Below are 17,619 nucleotides of genomic sequence, written 5' to 3' on the forward strand. Positions count from 1 at the left end.
GCCATTACATGTTTGTGACGTGTTTCGGCCCAGATAACTAGACGGGGTCCCATACGGCAGGATGGGCACGTGTTTGGGCTCGAAGTCATCGTTGCGCTCGTGTCGGCCGTCATCGTCGGAACGGTGCTGGGCCGGCGCTATCGCGTGGGCCCGCCGGTGCTGCTCATTTTTCTGGGCACGCTGCTGGGTCTGATCCCCGCGTTCGCCCATATTCACATCAACGGCGAGGTCGTTCTGCTGCTGTTCTTGCCGGCGATCCTTTACTGGGAAGGCCTGGGCACCAGCCTGCGCGAGGTCCGCGCCAACCTGCGCATCATTGTCTTCCTCTCCGTCATCCTGGTGATCGTCACCGCGGTCGCCGTGTCCTGGACGGCACGCGCACTCGGCATGGAATCCCACGCGGCCGCGGTCCTGGGTGCCGTGCTCTCCCCCACCGACGCCGCCGCCGTGGCCGGCCTGGCGAAAAAATTGCCGCGCCGCACGCTGACCGTGCTGCGTGCCGAGAGTCTCATCAACGACGGGACGGCGCTGGTGCTGTTCTTCGTGACCATCCACGTCGCGATCGGTGGGGCCGCAATCGGGCCGTCCGATCTGGTCCTGCGCTTCGTCGTTTCCTACCTCGGCGGTATCGCCGCAGGATTACTGGTCGGCGGATTGGTCACTCTGGCGCGCAAGAGAATCGACGCGCCGCAAGAAGAAGGTGCCATGAGCCTGCTGACGCCGTTCGCGGCGTTCCTGTTGGCCCAGGCGTTCGACTGCAGCGGTGTGGTCGCGGTGCTGGTATCGGCCCTGGTGCTCGCCTACGCCGGGCCGGTGGTGATCCGGGCGCGTTCCCGGCTGCTGTCCTACGGCTTCTGGGAGATGGCGACGTTCCTGATCAACGGCTCGCTGTGGGTGTTCGTCGGGGTGCAGATCCCGGGCGCGATTCGCGGCATCAACGGCGTCGACGGCGGTATCCGCCATGCGCTGTTCATCGCGGTCGCCGTCACCGCCGTCGTCATCGTGTCGCGGATCTTCTGGGGCGAATTCACCACGTTGCTGCTGCGTCTGATCGATCGCCGCGAGGTGCAGCGGGAGCGTCGTGTCCCGTGGCGTCAGCGCTTCGTGACGGCGTGGGCCGGATTCCGCGGCGCCGTCTCGCTCGCCGCGGCGCTCGCCGTCCCGGCGACCACACTGAGCGGGGCACCGTTCCCCGACCGGAGCCTGCTCATCTTCATCGTGGTCGTCGTCATCCTCACCACCGTCCTGGTCCAGGGCATCACGCTGCCCGCTGTCGTTCGCTGGGCGCGCATGCCCGAAGACGTCGCTTACGCCGAGGAACTCCAGCTGGCCCGCAGTGTCGGCGCCAAGGCCGCGCTCGACGCGCTGCCGGTGGTGGCGGGCGACCTTGGCGTCAGCCCGAAGATGCTGGGCCGACTGCAAAAGGAATACGACGAGCACGCGGCGCTGGTGACCGAGTGCGACGACGGCACCTCGACCGGCGACCTGGCCCGGCGCGACGACATGGTTCGGCGGGTGCGCCTCGGGGTGCTCGAGCACAAGCGCCGGGCCATCATCGGGCTACGCAATCAACGGGTGATCGACGACCTGGTGTTGCGCGAACTGCAGTCCGAGATGGACCTCGAAGAGGTGCAACTGCTCGACACCGCCGAGAGCTGACAACGCGTCAGAGGTGGTCCGTACAGTCGGCGACATGTTGCAGACGGTCGCGGTCCGCGGGTACCGGTCGCTGCGCGAGGTCATCCTGCCGCTGGGGCGGCTGTCGCTCATCACCGGCGCCAACGGGGTGGGGAAGTCGTCGGTCTACCGGGCGCTGCGGCTGTTGGCGGACTGCGGCCGGGGCGAGGTCATCGGCTCACTGGCACGCGAGGGCGGGTTGCAATCGGTGCTGTGGGCCGGCCCCGAGCAACTGAAGGGCGCGCGGCGCTCCCAGAAGACCCAAGGCACGGTTCGCACCCGGCCTATCTCGCTCGAAATGGGCTTCGCTGCAGACGATTTCGGCTATTTGGTCGACCTCGGTATCCCGCAGTCGGCCGGGCCGTCGGTCTTCGTCCGCGACCCTGAGATCAAACGGGAAATAATATTCGCCGGGCCGGTGCTGCGGCCCAGCGCGACGCTGGTGAGCCGGTCACGAGCTTTCGCCGAAGCCGTCAACGCCGACAACGGTTTTGACGAATTGAGCCGATCGTTACCCCTGTACCGCAGCGTGCTTGCCGAGTACGCCAACCCGCACGCGCTTCCCGAACTCGCGGCGGTGCGGGAGCGACTGCGCGGGTGGCGGTTCTACGACGGGTTCCGTGTCGACGGCGGAGCACCCGCCCGGCATCCGCAGGTGGGCACCCGCACCCCGGTGCTGAGCGACGACGGCAGCGACCTGGCCGCGGCGATTCAGACGATCCTCGAATCGGGATCCGACGAGTTAAGCAGGGTCATCGCAGACGCTTTCGACGGCGCCACCATCTCGGTCGCGATCCACGATGGGTTGTTCGACCTTCAGCTGCGCCAGCGTGGCATGCTGCGTCCGTTGCGTGCGGCCGAATTATCTGATGGCACACTGCGATTCCTGCTGTGGGCCGCCGCGCTGTTGAGCCCGGAAGTGCCGTCGCTGATGGTGCTCAACGAGCCGGAGACCTCGCTGCATCCCGACCTGGTGCGACCGCTTGCCTCGCTGATCCGCGCCGCCGCCGAGCAGACTCAGGTTGTGGTCGTCACGCACTCGCGGTCGTTGCTGAAGTTTCTCGACACGGTGCCGGTGGCGGACAGCGATCGCGGCGGGGCCGTGGAGATCGAGCTCTACAAGGACTGGGGCGAAACCCGCATCACCGGCCAGAACCTGCTCAGCACACCGCGCTGGGACTGGGGAAAACGCTAACCGCGGCGAGCCCCCCTTCGCGTCGAGTGTGCATCGCCGACCTTCAGTGTGCGTCCTGGGTGCCCTAGCCCGGCGTGTCGCCACCGTGGCCGCACACTCAAATCCCCGAAGGCACACTGAAGGCCGGCGAATAACCAGCCGAATTCATGGACTGTTAAGGCACACGTCAGGTCCGCATCGTTGAACGCACACAACCGCCGCGTGTCCTCTGCTTATGCGCGTTGTACAGGTCGCTAATTTCTACGGCCCACGGTCCGGCGGCCTTCGTACCGCGGTGGACCGATTGGGCGCGGAATACAGCGCCAACGGGCATGAAGTCTTTCTGATCGTTCCCGGGCCGCGCGCCGAACGCACCCTATTGCCGACGGGTGTGGTGCGAATCACTATGCCCGCCTGGCTGATTCCCTTCACCGGTGGCTACCGCGCGGTGATGCCGGGTCCAGTCAAGGCGCTGCTGGAAGCGCTGCAACCCGACGCGCTGGAAGTTTCCGACCGCCTGACCCTGAGGTCACTGGGCCGCTGGGGCCGCGAACACGGCGCCACGACCGTGATGATCTCGCATGAGCGGCTGGATCGCCTTGCCGGACAAGTACTTCCGAAGCGACCGGCGCGCAGCCTCGCCGACTTCGCCAATGGCCGCACCGCCGCCGACTACGACACCGTCGTCTGCACTACCGGATTCGCGCGCGAGGAATTCGACCGCATCGGCGCCAAAAACGTCGTCACCGTGCCACTGGGTGTCGACCTGAAGACCTTCCACCCGAGTCGGCACTCTGCGCTGGTCCGCCGGCAGTGGGCCACGCCCGATCAGCTTCTGCTGGTCCACTGCGGCCGGCTGTCAGTGGAAAAGCGGGCCGACCGCAGCATCGACGCGCTGGCCGCGCTGTGCGATTTCGGCGTCGATGCCCGACTGGTCGTCATGGGCGAGGGCCCGATGCGGGCCAAGCTGCAGCGCCAGGCCACCGGGCTGCCGATCGACTTCACCGGGTTCGTCTCCAACCGGGACACCGTCGCCGGGCTGCTGGCCTCGGCAGATGTCACCCTGGCCCCGGGTCCGCACGAGACGTTCGGGTTGGCCGCGCTGGAATCGCTGGCATGCGGCACGCCGGCCGTGGTCTCGCGCACCTCGGCGCTCACCGAGATCATCACCCCGGACAGCGGCGCATCGGCCGACAACCACCCGGAGGCCATCGCCAGGGCCGTCGGCACGGTCATCAGCCTGCCCGAATACCACCGCCGGACCTCCGCGCGGCGCCGTGCCGAGAACTTCACCTGGCAGCGGGCGGCGGCCGGCATGCTGGCGACGTTGGGGCCCGCCATCGGCGGCCCGGACGACGACACCGAAAACACCGCCTAGAAATCGGACGCACCCCACGAGCCCGCCGGATAGGGCGGCACGTGGCCGGCAAAGGCGCCATCGGTGAGACTGCACAGGGTGTCGGTGATGGTTCCGGCATTCGCGATGACCTTCGGCGGGCTGCCCGGTAACACGCGTGCCACCACTGCTTGCCAGAAGTAGCCCGCACCGCCGTGTTCGTACCAGATGAACCAGTCGGCGTCGCGGTTGCCGGCGCGGATCAGCCGCCGGAACGGCAACGAGGGATCAGTCACCGAATCCGTCTTGTTGAACGGCGCGCCGACGTCGGCGATCGGCGGAAAGAGTTTGACGAGTTCCGGTGGCAACTGCGACAGGCTGTGCACTTCAGTCACCGGTGTCGCCAGCGTGCACTGGGTATTTGGCATCGCATTGGCCGGAATCGCCGTCACGGCCGCGAGCGCGATGCCCGCCGCGAGAGCTATCCGATAGATGTTGCCCATATCGGCTCCCATCGACGGCAGGTGCTGACAGCCGACGCTACGCCGTTGTTTGCTGAGACGAAATGCTTTCGGTCCGAGAGCTAGGCTCGCTGAAGACGACAAGGAGGTGGACCGTGGAACCGCGCGACCAGGTGTTGATCACCGCCACGGAGCTGGCCGAACTGATCGAGGCCGGTGATCCGCTGACCATATTGGACGTCCGTTGGCGGCTCGACCAACCCGACGGCCGAGCGACGTACCGGGACGGCCACCTCCCGGGTGCGGTCTACGTGTCGCTCGACGACGAACTCAGCGATCACACCCTGTCCGGCCGCGGCCGTCACCCGCTGCCGTCGGGACGAAGCCTACAGGCCGCCACACGCCGCTGGGGCATCCAGCAAGACTCGTTGGTCGTGGTCTATGACGACTGGAACCGCGCGGGTTCGGCGCGCGCGTGGTGGGTGCTGACCGCGGCCGGACTCGCGAACGTCCGCATCCTGGACGGCGGACTGGGCGCATGGCGGGCAGCCGGGCGAATCCTTCAGACGGGCGACGTCACCCCGGAGGCGGGGAATGTGACTGTGCCCCATGAGGATTTGTATGCCGGAGCTCTACCTACCCTGACCGCCGAACAAGCCGGCGCGGGCGCCGTGACACTGCTCGATGCACGCGCACCGGAACGCTATCGCGGCGACTCCGAACCCGTCGACGCTGTCGCGGGCCACATTCCCGGGGCACAGAACCTGCCCAGCGGCTCGGTGCTGGCGGCCGACGGCACATTTCTCGGTGACTACGCGCTCGCCCAGCAGTTGTCCGATCGCGGCATCGACAGCACCGGCCCGCTGGGCGCCTACTGCGGCTCGGGCGTGACCGCCACCATCGCGGTAGCGGCCCTCGCGGCGATGGGCCGCGAAACCGCGCTGTACCCGGGATCGTGGTCCGAATGGTCTTCGGATCCGAACCACCCCGTCGCTCGCGGGCCCGAATAGATCAGGCGCCCGGCCAGCGCCGCAGAAACGCCGCCGTCACCCTCGCGGCGTTGACCGCGGCGACCCGCTTGTAGACGAAGAACTGAAACGGGAAGCCCGGCAACCGAAGTGGATCGCCCGGCCCGTCCGACAATCCGCGGATCCCCAGGAACGGCACGCCATGCGCGTCCGCGACGGCCTGCGCCGCCGCGGTCTCACTGTCGGTGGCATCAAAGGCCGGATCCGCCGCCGAAACGACCTTCGCGTTGCTGATCAGGCCATGCCGCAGCCATGGCCACACGGCCCGAAAGAAGTTGCCGGTGTGGAACAACGAGCGATCTGGCACCGTTCGCGGTTGGCAACCGAACACCCCGCCACCGAACGGGATACCCGGGAAGGCCCGCCCGTTGTTGTGGTCGTAGCTGCAGCCGTCACCGCCGACCAGCAACCGCGGCTCATGACGCATCCATTTGGCGCTTTCCAGGGTGACGGACAGGGTCTCGGCAGCAGCCAGCATGTCGGCATCGACCGGATGAAATGTCTTGCCGCTGTCCATCGTCCAGCGCGCCGGCACGGCCACATCGGCAATGCCGGTCCGCCCGGCACCACCAGCCACTCCCGAAAACACCACCGCACCAACGATGCTGGAGAAGTAGGTCAACGCGGTATCGGTGGCCTCGGTAGCGTTGACCATGCCAATGCCGGTCATCGCCACGATGACCTTCCTGCCGCGAATCGAGCCGAGATAGAAATGTCGACGGTCGGCCACGACCACGGGGTCGAGGTCGAGTGTGGTGTGCGACAGCACCTCATCAGCCTCGACGGGAAAGGCCGTCAAGACCAGCGTGCGCTGTTCGGACGAATCCACCGTCACGTCGGGGCACTCCTCAGGTTCGGCGGCACCCACCATTATCGCCTTTTTCGCTCGTCACGGGTGCCCAGAAGCTAGTCTCAGGGCGCGACAAAGGAGTCTGCCCATGCTTGAGGTGATCGAAAAGGGACCGGGCCGCGATTCCGGGAAACCGCCGGTGCTCTTTGTCCACGGTGCCTGGCACGGCGCGTGGTATTGGGACGAGTACTTCTTGGACTTCTTCGCCGACAAGGGCTATCGGTCGCTCGCGGTAAGCCTTCGCAGCCACGGCAAGAGCGCCGAGCCGAAGCGCAATCTCCTCTGTTCGATCGCCGATTACGTCGACGATGTCGCGTCCGTTGCCAACGACTTGCCGACCCCGCCGATAGTGGTCGGCCACTCGATGGGCGGGTTCGTGGTCCAGAAGTACCTGGAGTCGCACACCGCTCCAGCCGCCGTGTTGCTCGCCTCCGCACCGCCCAGCGGGGTCAGCGGATTCATGCTGCGCCTCGGCAGGCGGCATCCGTGGCATACCGCACGAACCCTGTTGACCACCAAGTCATTACATGGCGTCGGTGGCACACCGAAATTAGCCCGCGAACAGTTCTATTCGCGATACACCCCGGAAGCCGACGTGGAGCGCTACACCGCACCACTGGGCGAAGAATATGCGGGCAGATGGTTCCTCGATATGTTGTTCCTCAACCTGCCCAAACCTGAGCGGGTCAACACCGCGGTGTTGGTCCTGGGCGCCGAAGACGACGGGTGTTTCACCCCGCGAGAAGTGCATCAGACCGCACGGGCCTACGGCACCACGGCAGAAATCTTTCCCAACATGGGCCACAACATGATGGTCGAGCCCGAATGGGCCCAGGTGGCCGCACGAATTCACGCGTGGCTGGAAGGCCTAACCGCACCGCGTACTGCACGGCAGGCGCTTGATGCCGTGGAAGAACGACGAGCGTAATCGTTCGGGGGGCCCAGTGACCGTCAGGCCCGGCACATTTGGATACAACTCCTCGAGCATGACGCGCAATTCCAGCCGGGCGAGCTGAGCGCCGAGACAGAAGTGCACTCCCCCGCCACCGAACGCGGCGTGACCGGCGTCCGGGCGAGTGACGTCGAATTCGCCCGCCCGATCGAACACATCCTCGTCGCGATTGGCCGACAGGTAATGCAGCAATACCCAATCGCCGGCGGCAATCTGTCGGCCACGGATTTCGACGTCACGGGTCACGGTACGACGAAAATGCATGACCGGTGCGGCCCAGCGCAGCAGTTCCTCCACGGCGGGCCGGACCGCATCGCGATCACGGGCAAGCAGGGCCTGCTGCTCCGGATGCTCTGAGAGCGCCAACACCCCGTGGCTCAGGGTGTTGCGGGTGGTTTCGTTGCCGGCGATCGCCAGCAGTAGGAAGAACTCGTTCAACTGGTCGCGGTTCAGCTTTTCGCCGTCGACCTCCGCGGCCAGCAGCGCCGACAAGATGTCGTCGGTGAGCCCGTACTTGCGCCGGTGGGCCACCAGTTCGCCGCAGTAGGAGAACATTTCGGCTGCGGCCTGCCCAAGGGCTTCCGGAGTCGGAGCGTAGTCGGGATCTTCAACACCAAGGCTCCCGATGGCGTTGCTCCAGCGGAAAACCTGCATCCGGTCTGCGGCGGGCACCCCGAGCACATCGGCGATCACCTGCAGCGACATCTCCGCGGATATGTCTGTGACGGCGTCGAATTCACCCTTGGCGGTGATATCGGCGACGATGTCTTGGGCAACCTTACGCATGCGTGGTTCCAGCCGCTGCACATTGCGGACGGTGAAGCCCTGATTGATCAACTTGCGGTACAGCACATGACGTGGCGGGTCGATGCCGGGCAGCAGCGCCGAGTCGGGTGCCGCCTCGACCTCCACGAGGGTGTTGCCCTTACTGCTGGTGAACGTATCGGTGTCGCGGCTGACCAGTCGCACATCGGCGTGCTTGGTGAGCAGCCACGCCCTGGGTAGCCCGGGTAACTGCACCGGGTGCACCGGTGAGCCGGCCCGTAACCGGGCCAACGCGTCGAATGGGGCGCCCGCGACGAAGGTGTCGGGATCGAGCACCGCCGCGGCATCGCGATCGTAAGCGGTCTGCTGGTTCTCGACGACCAGGGAGCCCACCACATTCGGCTTGGGAATGCTCATCAAAGCACCTAGGACGACGCCTTGATTCCGGCGACGATCACATCCAGTCCGGCGCGAAAGTGGGTGGCCAGCTGGCGTTTGACGCGAGGCGTTGCGTCGGCGGAGCGGGTTTCCTCCAGAGCAATCGAGCCCAGCAGGTAGGTGTACAAGACCGTATGAGCCGCGGCCGCAGCGGTTTTAGTCAGGCCCGCTTCGGCGAGCAGGGCCCGGCTGTGTCGATCGAGACGGCGGGCGGGCTCGTTCCCGGCGCTGGTCTGCAGGATGCTGGCGACACCGGGGACTCCGAGGATCATTTCCCTGGCGGCACAATAAAGCTCGACCAGCCGTTTGTCCCATCGTCCCCCTTCCGGGACGGGGATTTCTGCGAGTACGGACTCGGCAACGAGCTCGAGCGCGGTCTGCTTACTGGGGACGTGGTAGTACACCGAGGGCACGGCCGCGCCGAGTTCAGCGGCCAGCTCGCGCATCGTCACGCGCTGCACGCCCACCCGCTTCGCCAAGTCCCGCAGCGCGACCACCACCTCGTCGCGATCGAGGCCGCCGTAGGCGCGGCGTGCGCCGGACGGCGCGGCGGCCGAAGTCCCGGTTGCTCCCACTACGTCATTCCCCATCAGTTTCGATCGTCGTTAAAAAGAGATTCGAGCACCGTTCGAATCTACCCGGTATCGGGGTGCCGTAATCAATGAATCCGCTATGTAATATTTGCCCAATGACGGGCCGGTTAGCGGGCAAGGTGGCGATTATCACCGGAGCAAGCACCGGCCTGGGCCCAGTTCTCGGTTCGGTGTTTGTCCGCGAAGGCGCGCGGGTGCTGCTCGCCGCGCGACGTGAGGATCTGGTCCGCGAGGCCGCCGCGGCGGCCGGGTCCGGCGCGATCGCGATGCGGGCCGACGTCACCGACGAGGAGGACGTCGCCGCCATGGTGGCGCGCGCGGTCGGCGAGTTCGGGCACGTCGACATCCTCTGCAACAACGCCGCCGCGCCGGGAAAAGACCACTGGATTTGGGAGCAGACGCTCGACAACTGGAACGCCACGATCGCCATCGATGTCACCGCGGCGATGCTGTGCACCCGCGAAGTGCTCAACCAGTCGATGCTGCAACGTCGCAGCGGAGTCATCCTGAATTTCTCCTCGACCGCGGGCTATAACGGCATCGTCCGCAAAACCCATTACGTCACCGCAAAGGCATCACTGCGTGCCTTCACCAAGACAGTTGCCCTCGAAGTCGGTCCGCACGGCATCCGCTGCAATTGCATCGTGCCGGGCGCGATCGATACGGATCTATATCGCAACTGGTTACAGCGCACCGCCGACGAGCAGGGCCTCGAGGTCGAGGCCTTGCGCGCGAAGTCCCTCAAAGACGTCGCTCTGCGCGACATTTCGTCGCCCGACGATGTGGCCAACCTGGCGTTGTTCTTGGCCAGTGACGAGAGCCGAACCATCACAGGGCAATCGATCCCCGTCGACGCCGGAGGGTACATGCAGGGATGAGCACCCCGCCCGTAAAGCTGTCGCTGTCCACACCGGTCGTGATCACGGTGCCCGGCGCCAGCGCGGCCTGGGAGCAGGATGCTTCGATCCAGGACCTCGCCCAGATCGCCGAGACCGCAGACCGGTTGGGCTATCACCACCTGACCTGCAGCGAGCACATCGCGCTCCCGGCCGTGGAAGGTCAGCGCCGGGGTATGCGGTACTGGGATCCGCTGGCGACGTTGGGCTACCTGGCCGCGCGCACGCAGCGGATCCGGTTGGCCACCAACGTGTTAGTCCTCGCCTACCACCATCCGCTCGAAATCGCCAAGCGCTACGGCACGTTGGACAAGGTCAGCGACGGCCGACTCATCCTCGGCGTCGGCGTTGGCAGCCTCAAGGCGGAATTCGACCTCCTTGGCGCCCCTTTCGACGACCGCGGATCGCGCGGCGACGACGCGCTGCGAGCGCTGCGCGCGTCCCTGTCGGTTTCAGAACCCGCTTACCGCGGCGAGTTTTATTCGTTCGACGGCATGGTCGTCGACCCGTGCGCGGTTCAGGCCCATGTCCCGATCTGGATCGGTGGACGCACGTTGCGGTCACTGCGCCGCGCCGTCACCCTGGCCGACGGGTGGGCTCCCTTCAATGTGACGTTGCAGCAGACCCGAGAATGGCTGGGCCGCTTCGAACTTCCGACCGGCTTCGAGGTAGTGCTGCCGCCGCCCGCGCCGCTGGACCCGATGAACGACCCCGACCGCACCCGCGAGATACTCGCCGACACCGCCGCCCACGGCGCCACTACCGTCACCACCTGGTTCACCCATAAGTCAATGCAGCACTATGTGGAGAACCTGCACGCGCTTGCCGAACTCCATCCTCCGGGCGGTGTCGCATGAACCGAGTCAAGGCAGGCGTTTTCAGCTTCACCGCGCCGGCAGACGACGAAAGCGGTTACCTGCGTTGGCATCTGCTCGATCACATGCCGGAGCAGTATCAACTCCCCGGCATCGTGCATGGATTGCGCTGGATCGCAGACGGCGAGTACCTCAACCATCGTCTCGCGGCGGCGGGACCATTGGGCGAGGTCGGCAACGTCGTGCACTATCTGGTCGGCGACCCCGTCGAAGAGACATTCGATGACTTCGTGGCGCTCGGCCGTGAACTGCGGGAGAACGGTCGCTTCCCCGTCACACGGCCGTTACTGCAAATCGCGGGACTGCGCCTGCTGCAGTGGCACTGCGCGCCGCAGGCTCTCATTTCCGCGGAGGTCGTTCCGTTCCGGCCGCACCGCGGAGTCCTGTTGATCGTCGAGGAGCCGACCGACGGTCGTTCGAACGAATGGCTGCAATGGCTGCACGCCGAACATTTTCCGGCGCTGCTCGCCACCCCGGGCACCGCGGGCGCCTGGACATTCGGTTCGAGTACGGGATGGAACCATTTGCCCCGGGGATGGCGAGCCGACCACCAATACATCACGGTCGTTTACCTCGACGGGGATCCGCTGAGCACAACCAAGGCCCTCGCACCGCTCGTCGAGGAACGTTGGCGAACCCAAGCGGTACGCCCCGTATTCGCCGGACCGCTGCGCACAATGATCCATTGGGAAGCCTGGCCGTAGCCCGATGGGGGCCGGCACGCGCTGAACAGCGACTTCGCGGCTACGGTAGGCACGGCGCGGTGCGCGCCTTGCCGAGAAAGACCTCTAGGAGGACTTGCGATGAAGAATCCGGACGCTCGGCGGCGAATCGGCCGCGGTGTTGCCGGGCTCGGCGCGGTCGTGTTGGTGGTGGGCCTGCCGGGCTGTTCCAGCAACGGCAGCAAGCCCGCGTCGCCGACAAGCTCGAGTCCGCCTCCGTCGCACACAATCTTGATGCTGGACCAGCACACCCACACGATCACCTCCCAAGTCAGCTGCACCAGCTCGGCCTCGGCGCCGCACGCAACGCCGCCGGAATCGGGCGATCTGACGACGCGAATCAGCGTTCACGACGATGCGGCGTCGCTGTCATTCGCGCTCTCGGACGAGAAGCCGCCCAGCGTTGACGGCTTTTCGATTTCGCTGAAAGTCGGCAACGGCGAGTACCAGCTGCCCTATCAACCCACCCAATCCGTCAACCAGGTGATGGTCACCAAAGACGGCCCGAATTACACGATCACCGGCAACGGCCAGGGGACCATGCCAGGCCAAACCGGTATGCGCCAGATCACATTCGGAATACACCTCACCTGCCCGTGAACACCCGATTCGCGAAACATCGGTTGTCTAACCACGATCGCCTCTGAGATGCTGGCATCTTGGACATCTTCGCGGAGTGGCAAAAGGGCGGGACCGAACTTCGCTGGCGCTCGACTACGGCCGCCAACGACGGGCAGGAAGTGGGGGTGTTCAGTCGCCGCTGCGGCACGGCTGGGGCACCGCCGCTCGTGCTCGTTCACGGGTTTCCGACGTCGAGCATCGACTACTTCGAGTTGGCGCACGAGCTGAGCTCCGACTTCGATATCTACCTGTTGGATTTTCCGGGTTACGGATTGTCGGACAAACCCCCGGAGCCGTACGTCTATTCGTTGTACGACGATGCCCGTCTGCTGGTACATGCGATCACCGAAGCGTGGCAGCTGACCGAATTTCGCATGCTCACCCATGATCGCGGCAGCAGTGTTGGCATGATCGCGCTGGGCATGTTGGCGGCATTGGACCCGCCGGTGGCCCCTCTCGACCTCATCTTGACCAACGCCAACATCTACCTCCCGCTGGCGAATCTGACACTGTTCCAGACCGCGCTGCTCGATCCCGAAACGGGGCGAGCCACCGCGGCGGCGACCACGCCGGAGACGCTGGCGGCCGGCATGGGGGCCAGCACCTTCATGCCGAGAAGGAAATTGGCCGATCCCGAAATCGACGCACTGGCCAAGTGTTTTGCCCATAACGACGGAATCCGGGTGCTGCCGGACACCATCCAATATCTACACGAGCGTGCCGCCGACGAAACCAGTTGGCTGGAGGCACTTTCCATCAGCGACGTGAACACCACCGTGGTATGGGGACTGCACGACAACGTCGCGCCGCTGCGCGTCCCGAACCACGTGTGGCAGACGTACCTCAAGGCCAAGCCCGGACGAAATCGCTACTGGGTGGTGCCGGGTGCCGACCACTACGTGCAATGCGATGCTGCACGACAATTGGCCCAGATCGTCCTGATGACCGTCCAGGACGAGGACATTGCGCTGCACACCCTCGGGAACCAGCCCGACGGCGCCGTGCTGGTGGATCAGAGCCTGTAGGCCACCGAGACGCCGATCAGCCGGTAAGGACGGGCAATCGCGCCCAGCCGCGCACGCTTGCCGTATGCGCCCGTTGGGCGTTCGCGTAGTCGACTTCCCAATCGGGCCAGCGTTTGAGGACCTCTTCGAACGCCACCCGCGCTTCCAACCTGGCCAGCGCCGAGCCCAAACAGAAATGCAGGCCCTGCCCGAAGCTGAGATGGCTTCCGCGGCGGTGAATGTCGTAGCGATCCGGATCCGTGAAGTGGTTTTCGTCGCGGTTGGCCGATGCGTTCAGCAGCAGCATGAACGACCCCTCGGGAACCACGCGACCATAGTGCTCGGCATCGCGCGCGACATAGCGAGCCTGCACCGGCGACGGCGGCTCGTAGCGCAGTGTCTCCTCGATCGCGCCGGGGATCAGCGCCGGGTCCGCGACGAGCTCACGGCGTTGATCAGGGTGATCCGACAACAGCTGTCCCATGAAACCGATTAAGCGAGCGGTGGTTTCGTTACCGGCGCCGGCGATCATCGCGGTATAAGCCAGCACCTCGGTCCGTGATAGCGGTCGGCGCGTCCCGTCCGGCTCGTCGATCTCCGCGCGCAGCAGTTCGGTCATCAGGTCGTCGGACGGATTACTGGCCCGCCATTCGATGTACTCGGCGAACAGCGCGATGGAATTCGCAAAGATATCGGCATCCACAGCAGCGGGGTCACTGTCCTTGGATAATTCGAGGTTGGCGACGCTGCGGTCGCGGATCTTCTCTTGATCCTCTTCGGGGATGCCCAAGAGATAGCCAATGGTTCGCATCGGCATCATCGCGCCGAGGTCCGCGATGAAATCGAACCCGCTCCCGCCGACCAGGGGGTCCAGCTCGCGGACACAGAATCCCCGCACCATCGACTCCACGGCCAACATTCGTCTGGGCGTGAAAACACGGGACAGCAGCTTGCGGTGCAGATCGTGCAGCGGAGGATCTTCGAACAGCAGAATGCCCGGTGGCACTTCGATATTCGCGAACAAGATATCGGCGGTGGTGCCCCGGCCGGACCGGTAGGTCTCCCAGTTCGGCAGTTCGCGGACCACGTCGTCGTACCGGCTCAGCGCGTAGAAGTTGTATTTTTCGTTGTAGTACAGCGGCGCTTCTTCGCGCATCCGCTTCCACACCGGATACGGGTTCGAGTCAATCTCGACATCGAATGGGTCGTAATACAACTCCACGGCATTGGCACTTGTCATAGCCGGATCCCTAACTCAGTCGTTGCGGTGCAAGAAGCCGTGCAAGAGCGCTTGAACGAGTTCCTCAACGATCACCTCCCGCGGCGGCGGCGTGTCCCCGAAGTAGGTCGAACGCAGCGCGGCCATCCCCGCGATCATCGAAACCGTTGAGTGGGCCGGCAAGTCGGGATGGTCCGACCGCAACCCGCGCAATTGCATTCCCTCGACGCTGATTTGGCCGAGCACCGTGACCGTCCTGCGGATCTCGGCGATGCCGGCGTCGGCCTTTTCCCCGTCGCTGAGATTCTCGGCCGCCATCAGGGTCAGCAGCAGGCCCTGGTGTTCGACGAACACGTCATAGAGCTGCGATACAAAAAGCCGAGTCAGCTCCTCCTCGTCGGTCTCCTCGGGGACCACCGACTGCCAGGTCTTGCCGAATTCGTCGACGAAATTCACAAAGGGCACGACGAGTGCCTCGCGGAACAGCGCCGCCTTCGAGCCGAAATTGCGGAACAGCAGGTGCTCGGTGACGCCGGCGGCCTGAGCGATTTCGCGCGTTGTGGTGCTGCGATAGTCCTGGCCGGCGAAGAGCGCCCGGGCGGCGTCGAGCAGCAGCCTGCGCGGCTCTCCCCGGGGCCGACGTACCACCGTCGCCGGTATCGGCTGCTTAATCGCTCGCTGGGGCACCGATGTCCACTCCTCTGCCACGTCACGCTTTTGGGGATAGTATCCACTATCTAGATAGGATAGTATCCACTACCTTAAAGATGCGCATCATCGAAAGGGTGACACCGTGGGCGCTGTCATCATGCTCGGCACGCTGTTCGGCCTGATCATCCTGATTTTCGGGCTGGTACTGCGCTTCGATCCCCAAGCCCGGCGCGCGCCCGGCGAAAAGGGCCGCCAGTGAACACCGAAATGACGCCGGTGATGGCTGGGGCTCAGTACTTTTCGTACGCGGCCAGCGTCACCTTCCTGGCGATCGGCAGCTATCTGAGCTACCGTCGCGGCCGCATCCATCCGCTGTTGCTGCTCGGCATTTCGGCGATCTCGTTCTCGTGGATCGAGTCACCCTACGACTGGGCGATGTACGCGCAGTTTCCGCCGGCGCTGCCCCGCATGCCGTCCTGGTGGCCACTGAACGTGACGTGGGGTGGGTTGCCGTTGGCGGTGCCGATCGGCTACGTCTCCTACTTCATCATTCCCGCCGTCACCGCGGCGGCGCTGGGACGCTGGCTCAGCGCAAAGTTCAACTGGCGCAGTCCGATTACCCTTCTGGTGGTCGGCCTGGTCGTCGGTTTCTGCTGGGCACTGTTCTTCAACGGCTTCACCGGAGCCCAGCTCGGCAACTTCTACTACGGCTACGTGATTCCCGGCCTGGCGATCTTCGAGGGGACCAAGCACCAATACCCGCTGTACGACTCGCTCGCGATGGGCATCCAGATGATGGTCTTCACCTATCTGCTCGGCCGCACCGATGAACAAGGACGCAATGTCATCGATATGTGGGCCGACAAGAGATCGAAGAGCCGGGGGCAGTCCGCGGCGCTGTCCATCGTGGCCGTCATCGTCGTCGGACACCTCGTCTACGGCGCGGTCTTCGCGCCCCATCTCATTACGAAGCTGGGCGGCTATGTGACCGCGGGTCCGACGGAGCAGCTGTACCCGGGCGTACCGAACCAACCCAAGTAAACGCGTAGCCGTCAGCCCAGCGCCTCGGGCAGCACCTCTTCGCCCACCCGTTTGAGGTACCGCCACGCGATGTCCGGCGGCAGCCCGCCACACAAGGGCGACAGGTTGAGCACCTGGCCCGCCCGGACCCGCGAAATAGCTTCTGGCACAGAGATAATGATGTGCGACGTTGGCTTGGCGCGCAGTTCGTCGACCGTCTTGACGTGCGAGAAGCCCGCCGTCGTCTCGTCCCCGGGATTCCACGCCGCATAGGTCTGCACGTCGTGCAGCAGATGCTCCCCGATCTCCTTCCACGCCTGGTCCAGATCGTCGGCGACGAAAACGACCGACGGGGTGTTGCGGTCGGGAAACATCGTCGGACCGGGCTGATGGCCGTGATCGCGACAGGCCTGCTCGTAGGCCTCTTGCATGCCGGGCTCGTTTGCATTGCCGAGCATGCCCAGCCCGTATCGGCCGGCACGGCGGGCCGCGGCCACCGTGCCACCACCCCACATCAATCCCGGGCCGCCGGCGGTCAGCGGGCGCGGCGTCACCGTGATGCACCGTCCGTCTTCTTCGACCGTTTCACCGGCAAGCAGTCGCCGTAACAGCGAAAGTTTCTCGTCGCAGACCCGGCCGCGCTTCTTGATCGGCACGCCGAAGTGCTCGAACTCCTCGGGCCGGTAACCCAGCGCCAGGATGTAGGACGCCCGCCCGCTGCTGATGATGTCGAGCACCGCCATGTCCTCGGCCAGGCGCACGGTTTCATAGAACGGCAGGATCAGAATCAGGCTCAGCGCCAGCCGCTGCGTTCGCGAAGCCACCGCTGAGGCCAGCAGGAACGGGGACGGCAGGTAGCCATCGTCGGAGCCGTGGTGCTCGCAGAGCACGGCGGCTAGACCACCGTGATCCTCGGCCCACGCGCACATCTCGGGCGCCGCGGCGTAGAGATCCGCTGGGGGCGCGGCCCACTGCGGGTCGCGCATGTCGAAGCGCAGTGTGTACAAGGCTGACTCCTAGATGGGCTAATCGTTGTGATGCACGTTACACGTTCGGTCGAAGGCGTAAAGCGGCAGCGTGGTCTACGCCGAGCGTGAATCCTGCGACGCGACACGCTGCCAGAGCGTCGTCACATTCACTCTCGCTGCCCGGTTGGTCCGGAAGTCCGCACGGCGGCCGCGGCGCGTGCGAGAACGGGCAAAAGGCCGGTCGACCCTCACACCCGCACAGTAACCTAAGATTTGTTCTTTAGGATAGTACTTACTCTCTTAAATCCTTGACCGTGCGGGCCCCGGCTGTTAGCTTCCGATTCGAACGTTGGGTTACCCGTCGCCGTA

The 17,619-nt window shown here is 65.2% G+C and carries 18 protein-coding genes; 11 read left to right on the top strand and 7 right to left on the bottom strand.

The window, feature by feature from the left end; genetic code table 11:
* The first annotated feature begins 69 nt into the window (after positions 1-69).
* The 3 genes from AAHS21_RS12255 to AAHS21_RS12265 all read left to right on the top strand — a co-directional run bounded on the left by AAHS21_RS12255 (position 70) and on the right by AAHS21_RS12265 (position 4,229).
* Positions 70-1,659, top strand: coding sequence for a Na+/H+ antiporter (locus tag AAHS21_RS12255; protein WP_342927949.1), 1,590 nt, complete (start codon positions 70-72; stop codon positions 1,657-1,659).
* A gap of 34 nt (positions 1,660-1,693) precedes the next feature.
* A complete protein-coding gene (locus AAHS21_RS12260) occupies positions 1,694-2,872 on the top strand; it encodes an AAA family ATPase (RefSeq protein ID WP_342927950.1) in 1,179 nt (392 codons plus the stop codon).
* Between the two features lie 214 nt (positions 2,873-3,086).
* Positions 3,087-4,229: a glycosyltransferase gene (locus AAHS21_RS12265; RefSeq protein WP_342927951.1), complete on the top strand. Its 1,143-nt coding sequence runs from the start codon at positions 3,087-3,089 to the stop codon at positions 4,227-4,229.
* On the opposite strand, the gene AAHS21_RS12270 is transcribed toward AAHS21_RS12265, so the two are convergent.
* Entirely contained in the window at positions 4,226-4,690 is a 465-nt protein-coding gene (locus AAHS21_RS12270) for a hypothetical protein (protein ID WP_342927952.1), read from the bottom strand. The genes AAHS21_RS12265 and AAHS21_RS12270 overlap by 4 nt on opposite strands.
* A gap of 113 nt (positions 4,691-4,803) precedes the next feature.
* Between AAHS21_RS12270 and AAHS21_RS12275 the strand changes: the two genes are divergently transcribed.
* Entirely contained in the window at positions 4,804-5,658 is an 855-nt protein-coding gene (locus AAHS21_RS12275) for a sulfurtransferase (protein WP_342927953.1), read from the top strand.
* Position 5,659: 1 nt separating this feature from the next.
* On the opposite strand, the gene AAHS21_RS12280 is transcribed toward AAHS21_RS12275, so the two are convergent.
* Positions 5,660-6,511, bottom strand: coding sequence for a hypothetical protein (locus AAHS21_RS12280; RefSeq protein ID WP_342927954.1), 852 nt, complete (start codon positions 6,509-6,511; stop codon positions 5,660-5,662).
* A gap of 103 nt (positions 6,512-6,614) precedes the next feature.
* Between AAHS21_RS12280 and AAHS21_RS12285 the strand changes: the two genes are divergently transcribed.
* Positions 6,615-7,454: an alpha/beta fold hydrolase gene (locus AAHS21_RS12285; protein WP_342927955.1), complete on the top strand. Its 840-nt coding sequence runs from the start codon at positions 6,615-6,617 to the stop codon at positions 7,452-7,454.
* On the opposite strand, the gene AAHS21_RS12290 is transcribed toward AAHS21_RS12285, so the two are convergent.
* Together AAHS21_RS12290 and AAHS21_RS12295 are read right to left on the bottom strand one after the other, a co-directional pair.
* Positions 7,395-8,660 (bottom strand): cytochrome P450, encoded by a 1,266-nt coding sequence (locus tag AAHS21_RS12290; RefSeq protein ID WP_342927956.1) that lies wholly within the window; start codon positions 8,658-8,660, stop codon positions 7,395-7,397. The two genes, AAHS21_RS12285 and AAHS21_RS12290, sit on opposite strands and share 60 nt — an antisense overlap.
* Before the next feature lie 8 nt (positions 8,661-8,668).
* The gene (locus AAHS21_RS12295) at positions 8,669-9,271 is read right to left on the bottom strand and encodes a TetR/AcrR family transcriptional regulator C-terminal domain-containing protein (RefSeq protein WP_342927957.1); all 603 of its coding nucleotides are present in this window, start codon (positions 9,269-9,271) and stop codon (positions 8,669-8,671) included.
* Between the two features lie 98 nt (positions 9,272-9,369).
* On the opposite strand from AAHS21_RS12295, the gene AAHS21_RS12300 reads away from it, so the two are divergent.
* From AAHS21_RS12300 to AAHS21_RS12320, 5 genes are all read left to right on the top strand, one after another.
* On the top strand, positions 9,370-10,152 hold the full coding sequence (locus tag AAHS21_RS12300) for an SDR family oxidoreductase (protein ID WP_342927958.1): 783 nt from the start codon (positions 9,370-9,372) through the stop codon (positions 10,150-10,152).
* A complete protein-coding gene (locus AAHS21_RS12305) occupies positions 10,149-11,027 on the top strand; it encodes an LLM class F420-dependent oxidoreductase (protein WP_342927959.1) in 879 nt (292 codons plus the stop codon). Before AAHS21_RS12300 ends, AAHS21_RS12305 begins: the two co-directional genes overlap by 4 nt.
* Entirely contained in the window at positions 11,024-11,749 is a 726-nt protein-coding gene (locus tag AAHS21_RS12310; RefSeq protein ID WP_342927960.1) for a hypothetical protein, read from the top strand. The genes AAHS21_RS12305 and AAHS21_RS12310 overlap by 4 nt, the downstream gene beginning before the upstream one ends.
* 99 nt (positions 11,750-11,848) lie before the next feature.
* A complete protein-coding gene (locus tag AAHS21_RS12315) occupies positions 11,849-12,367 on the top strand; it encodes a lipoprotein LpqH (RefSeq protein ID WP_342927961.1) in 519 nt (172 codons plus the stop codon).
* A gap of 59 nt (positions 12,368-12,426) precedes the next feature.
* Positions 12,427-13,413, top strand: coding sequence for an alpha/beta fold hydrolase (locus AAHS21_RS12320; protein ID WP_342927962.1), 987 nt, complete (start codon positions 12,427-12,429; stop codon positions 13,411-13,413).
* 16 nt (positions 13,414-13,429) lie between these two features.
* Here the strand turns inward: AAHS21_RS12320 and AAHS21_RS12325 are convergent, their stop codons facing one another.
* Together AAHS21_RS12325 and AAHS21_RS12330 are read right to left on the bottom strand one after the other, a co-directional pair.
* A complete protein-coding gene (locus AAHS21_RS12325) occupies positions 13,430-14,632 on the bottom strand; it encodes a cytochrome P450 (RefSeq protein ID WP_342927963.1) in 1,203 nt (400 codons plus the stop codon).
* Positions 14,633-14,647: 15 nt separating this feature from the next.
* Entirely contained in the window at positions 14,648-15,298 is a 651-nt protein-coding gene (locus AAHS21_RS12330; RefSeq protein ID WP_342927964.1) for a TetR/AcrR family transcriptional regulator, read from the bottom strand.
* Positions 15,299-15,517: 219 nt separating this feature from the next.
* Here AAHS21_RS12330 and AAHS21_RS12335 point away from each other — a divergent pair, with 219 nt between their 5' ends.
* The gene (locus AAHS21_RS12335) at positions 15,518-16,303 is read left to right on the top strand and encodes a spirocyclase AveC family protein (RefSeq protein ID WP_342927965.1); all 786 of its coding nucleotides are present in this window, start codon (positions 15,518-15,520) and stop codon (positions 16,301-16,303) included.
* 11 nt (positions 16,304-16,314) lie between these two features.
* Here AAHS21_RS12335 and AAHS21_RS12340 read toward each other — a convergent pair whose 3' ends face one another.
* Positions 16,315-17,289, bottom strand: a complete 975-nt coding sequence (locus tag AAHS21_RS12340) for an LLM class flavin-dependent oxidoreductase (protein WP_342927966.1) — start codon at positions 17,287-17,289, stop codon at positions 16,315-16,317.
* Positions 17,290-17,619 lie beyond the last annotated feature (330 nt).

The organism is Mycobacterium sp. 050272 (assembly GCF_039023525.1).
Lineage (GTDB): Bacteria > Actinomycetota > Actinomycetes > Mycobacteriales > Mycobacteriaceae > Mycobacterium.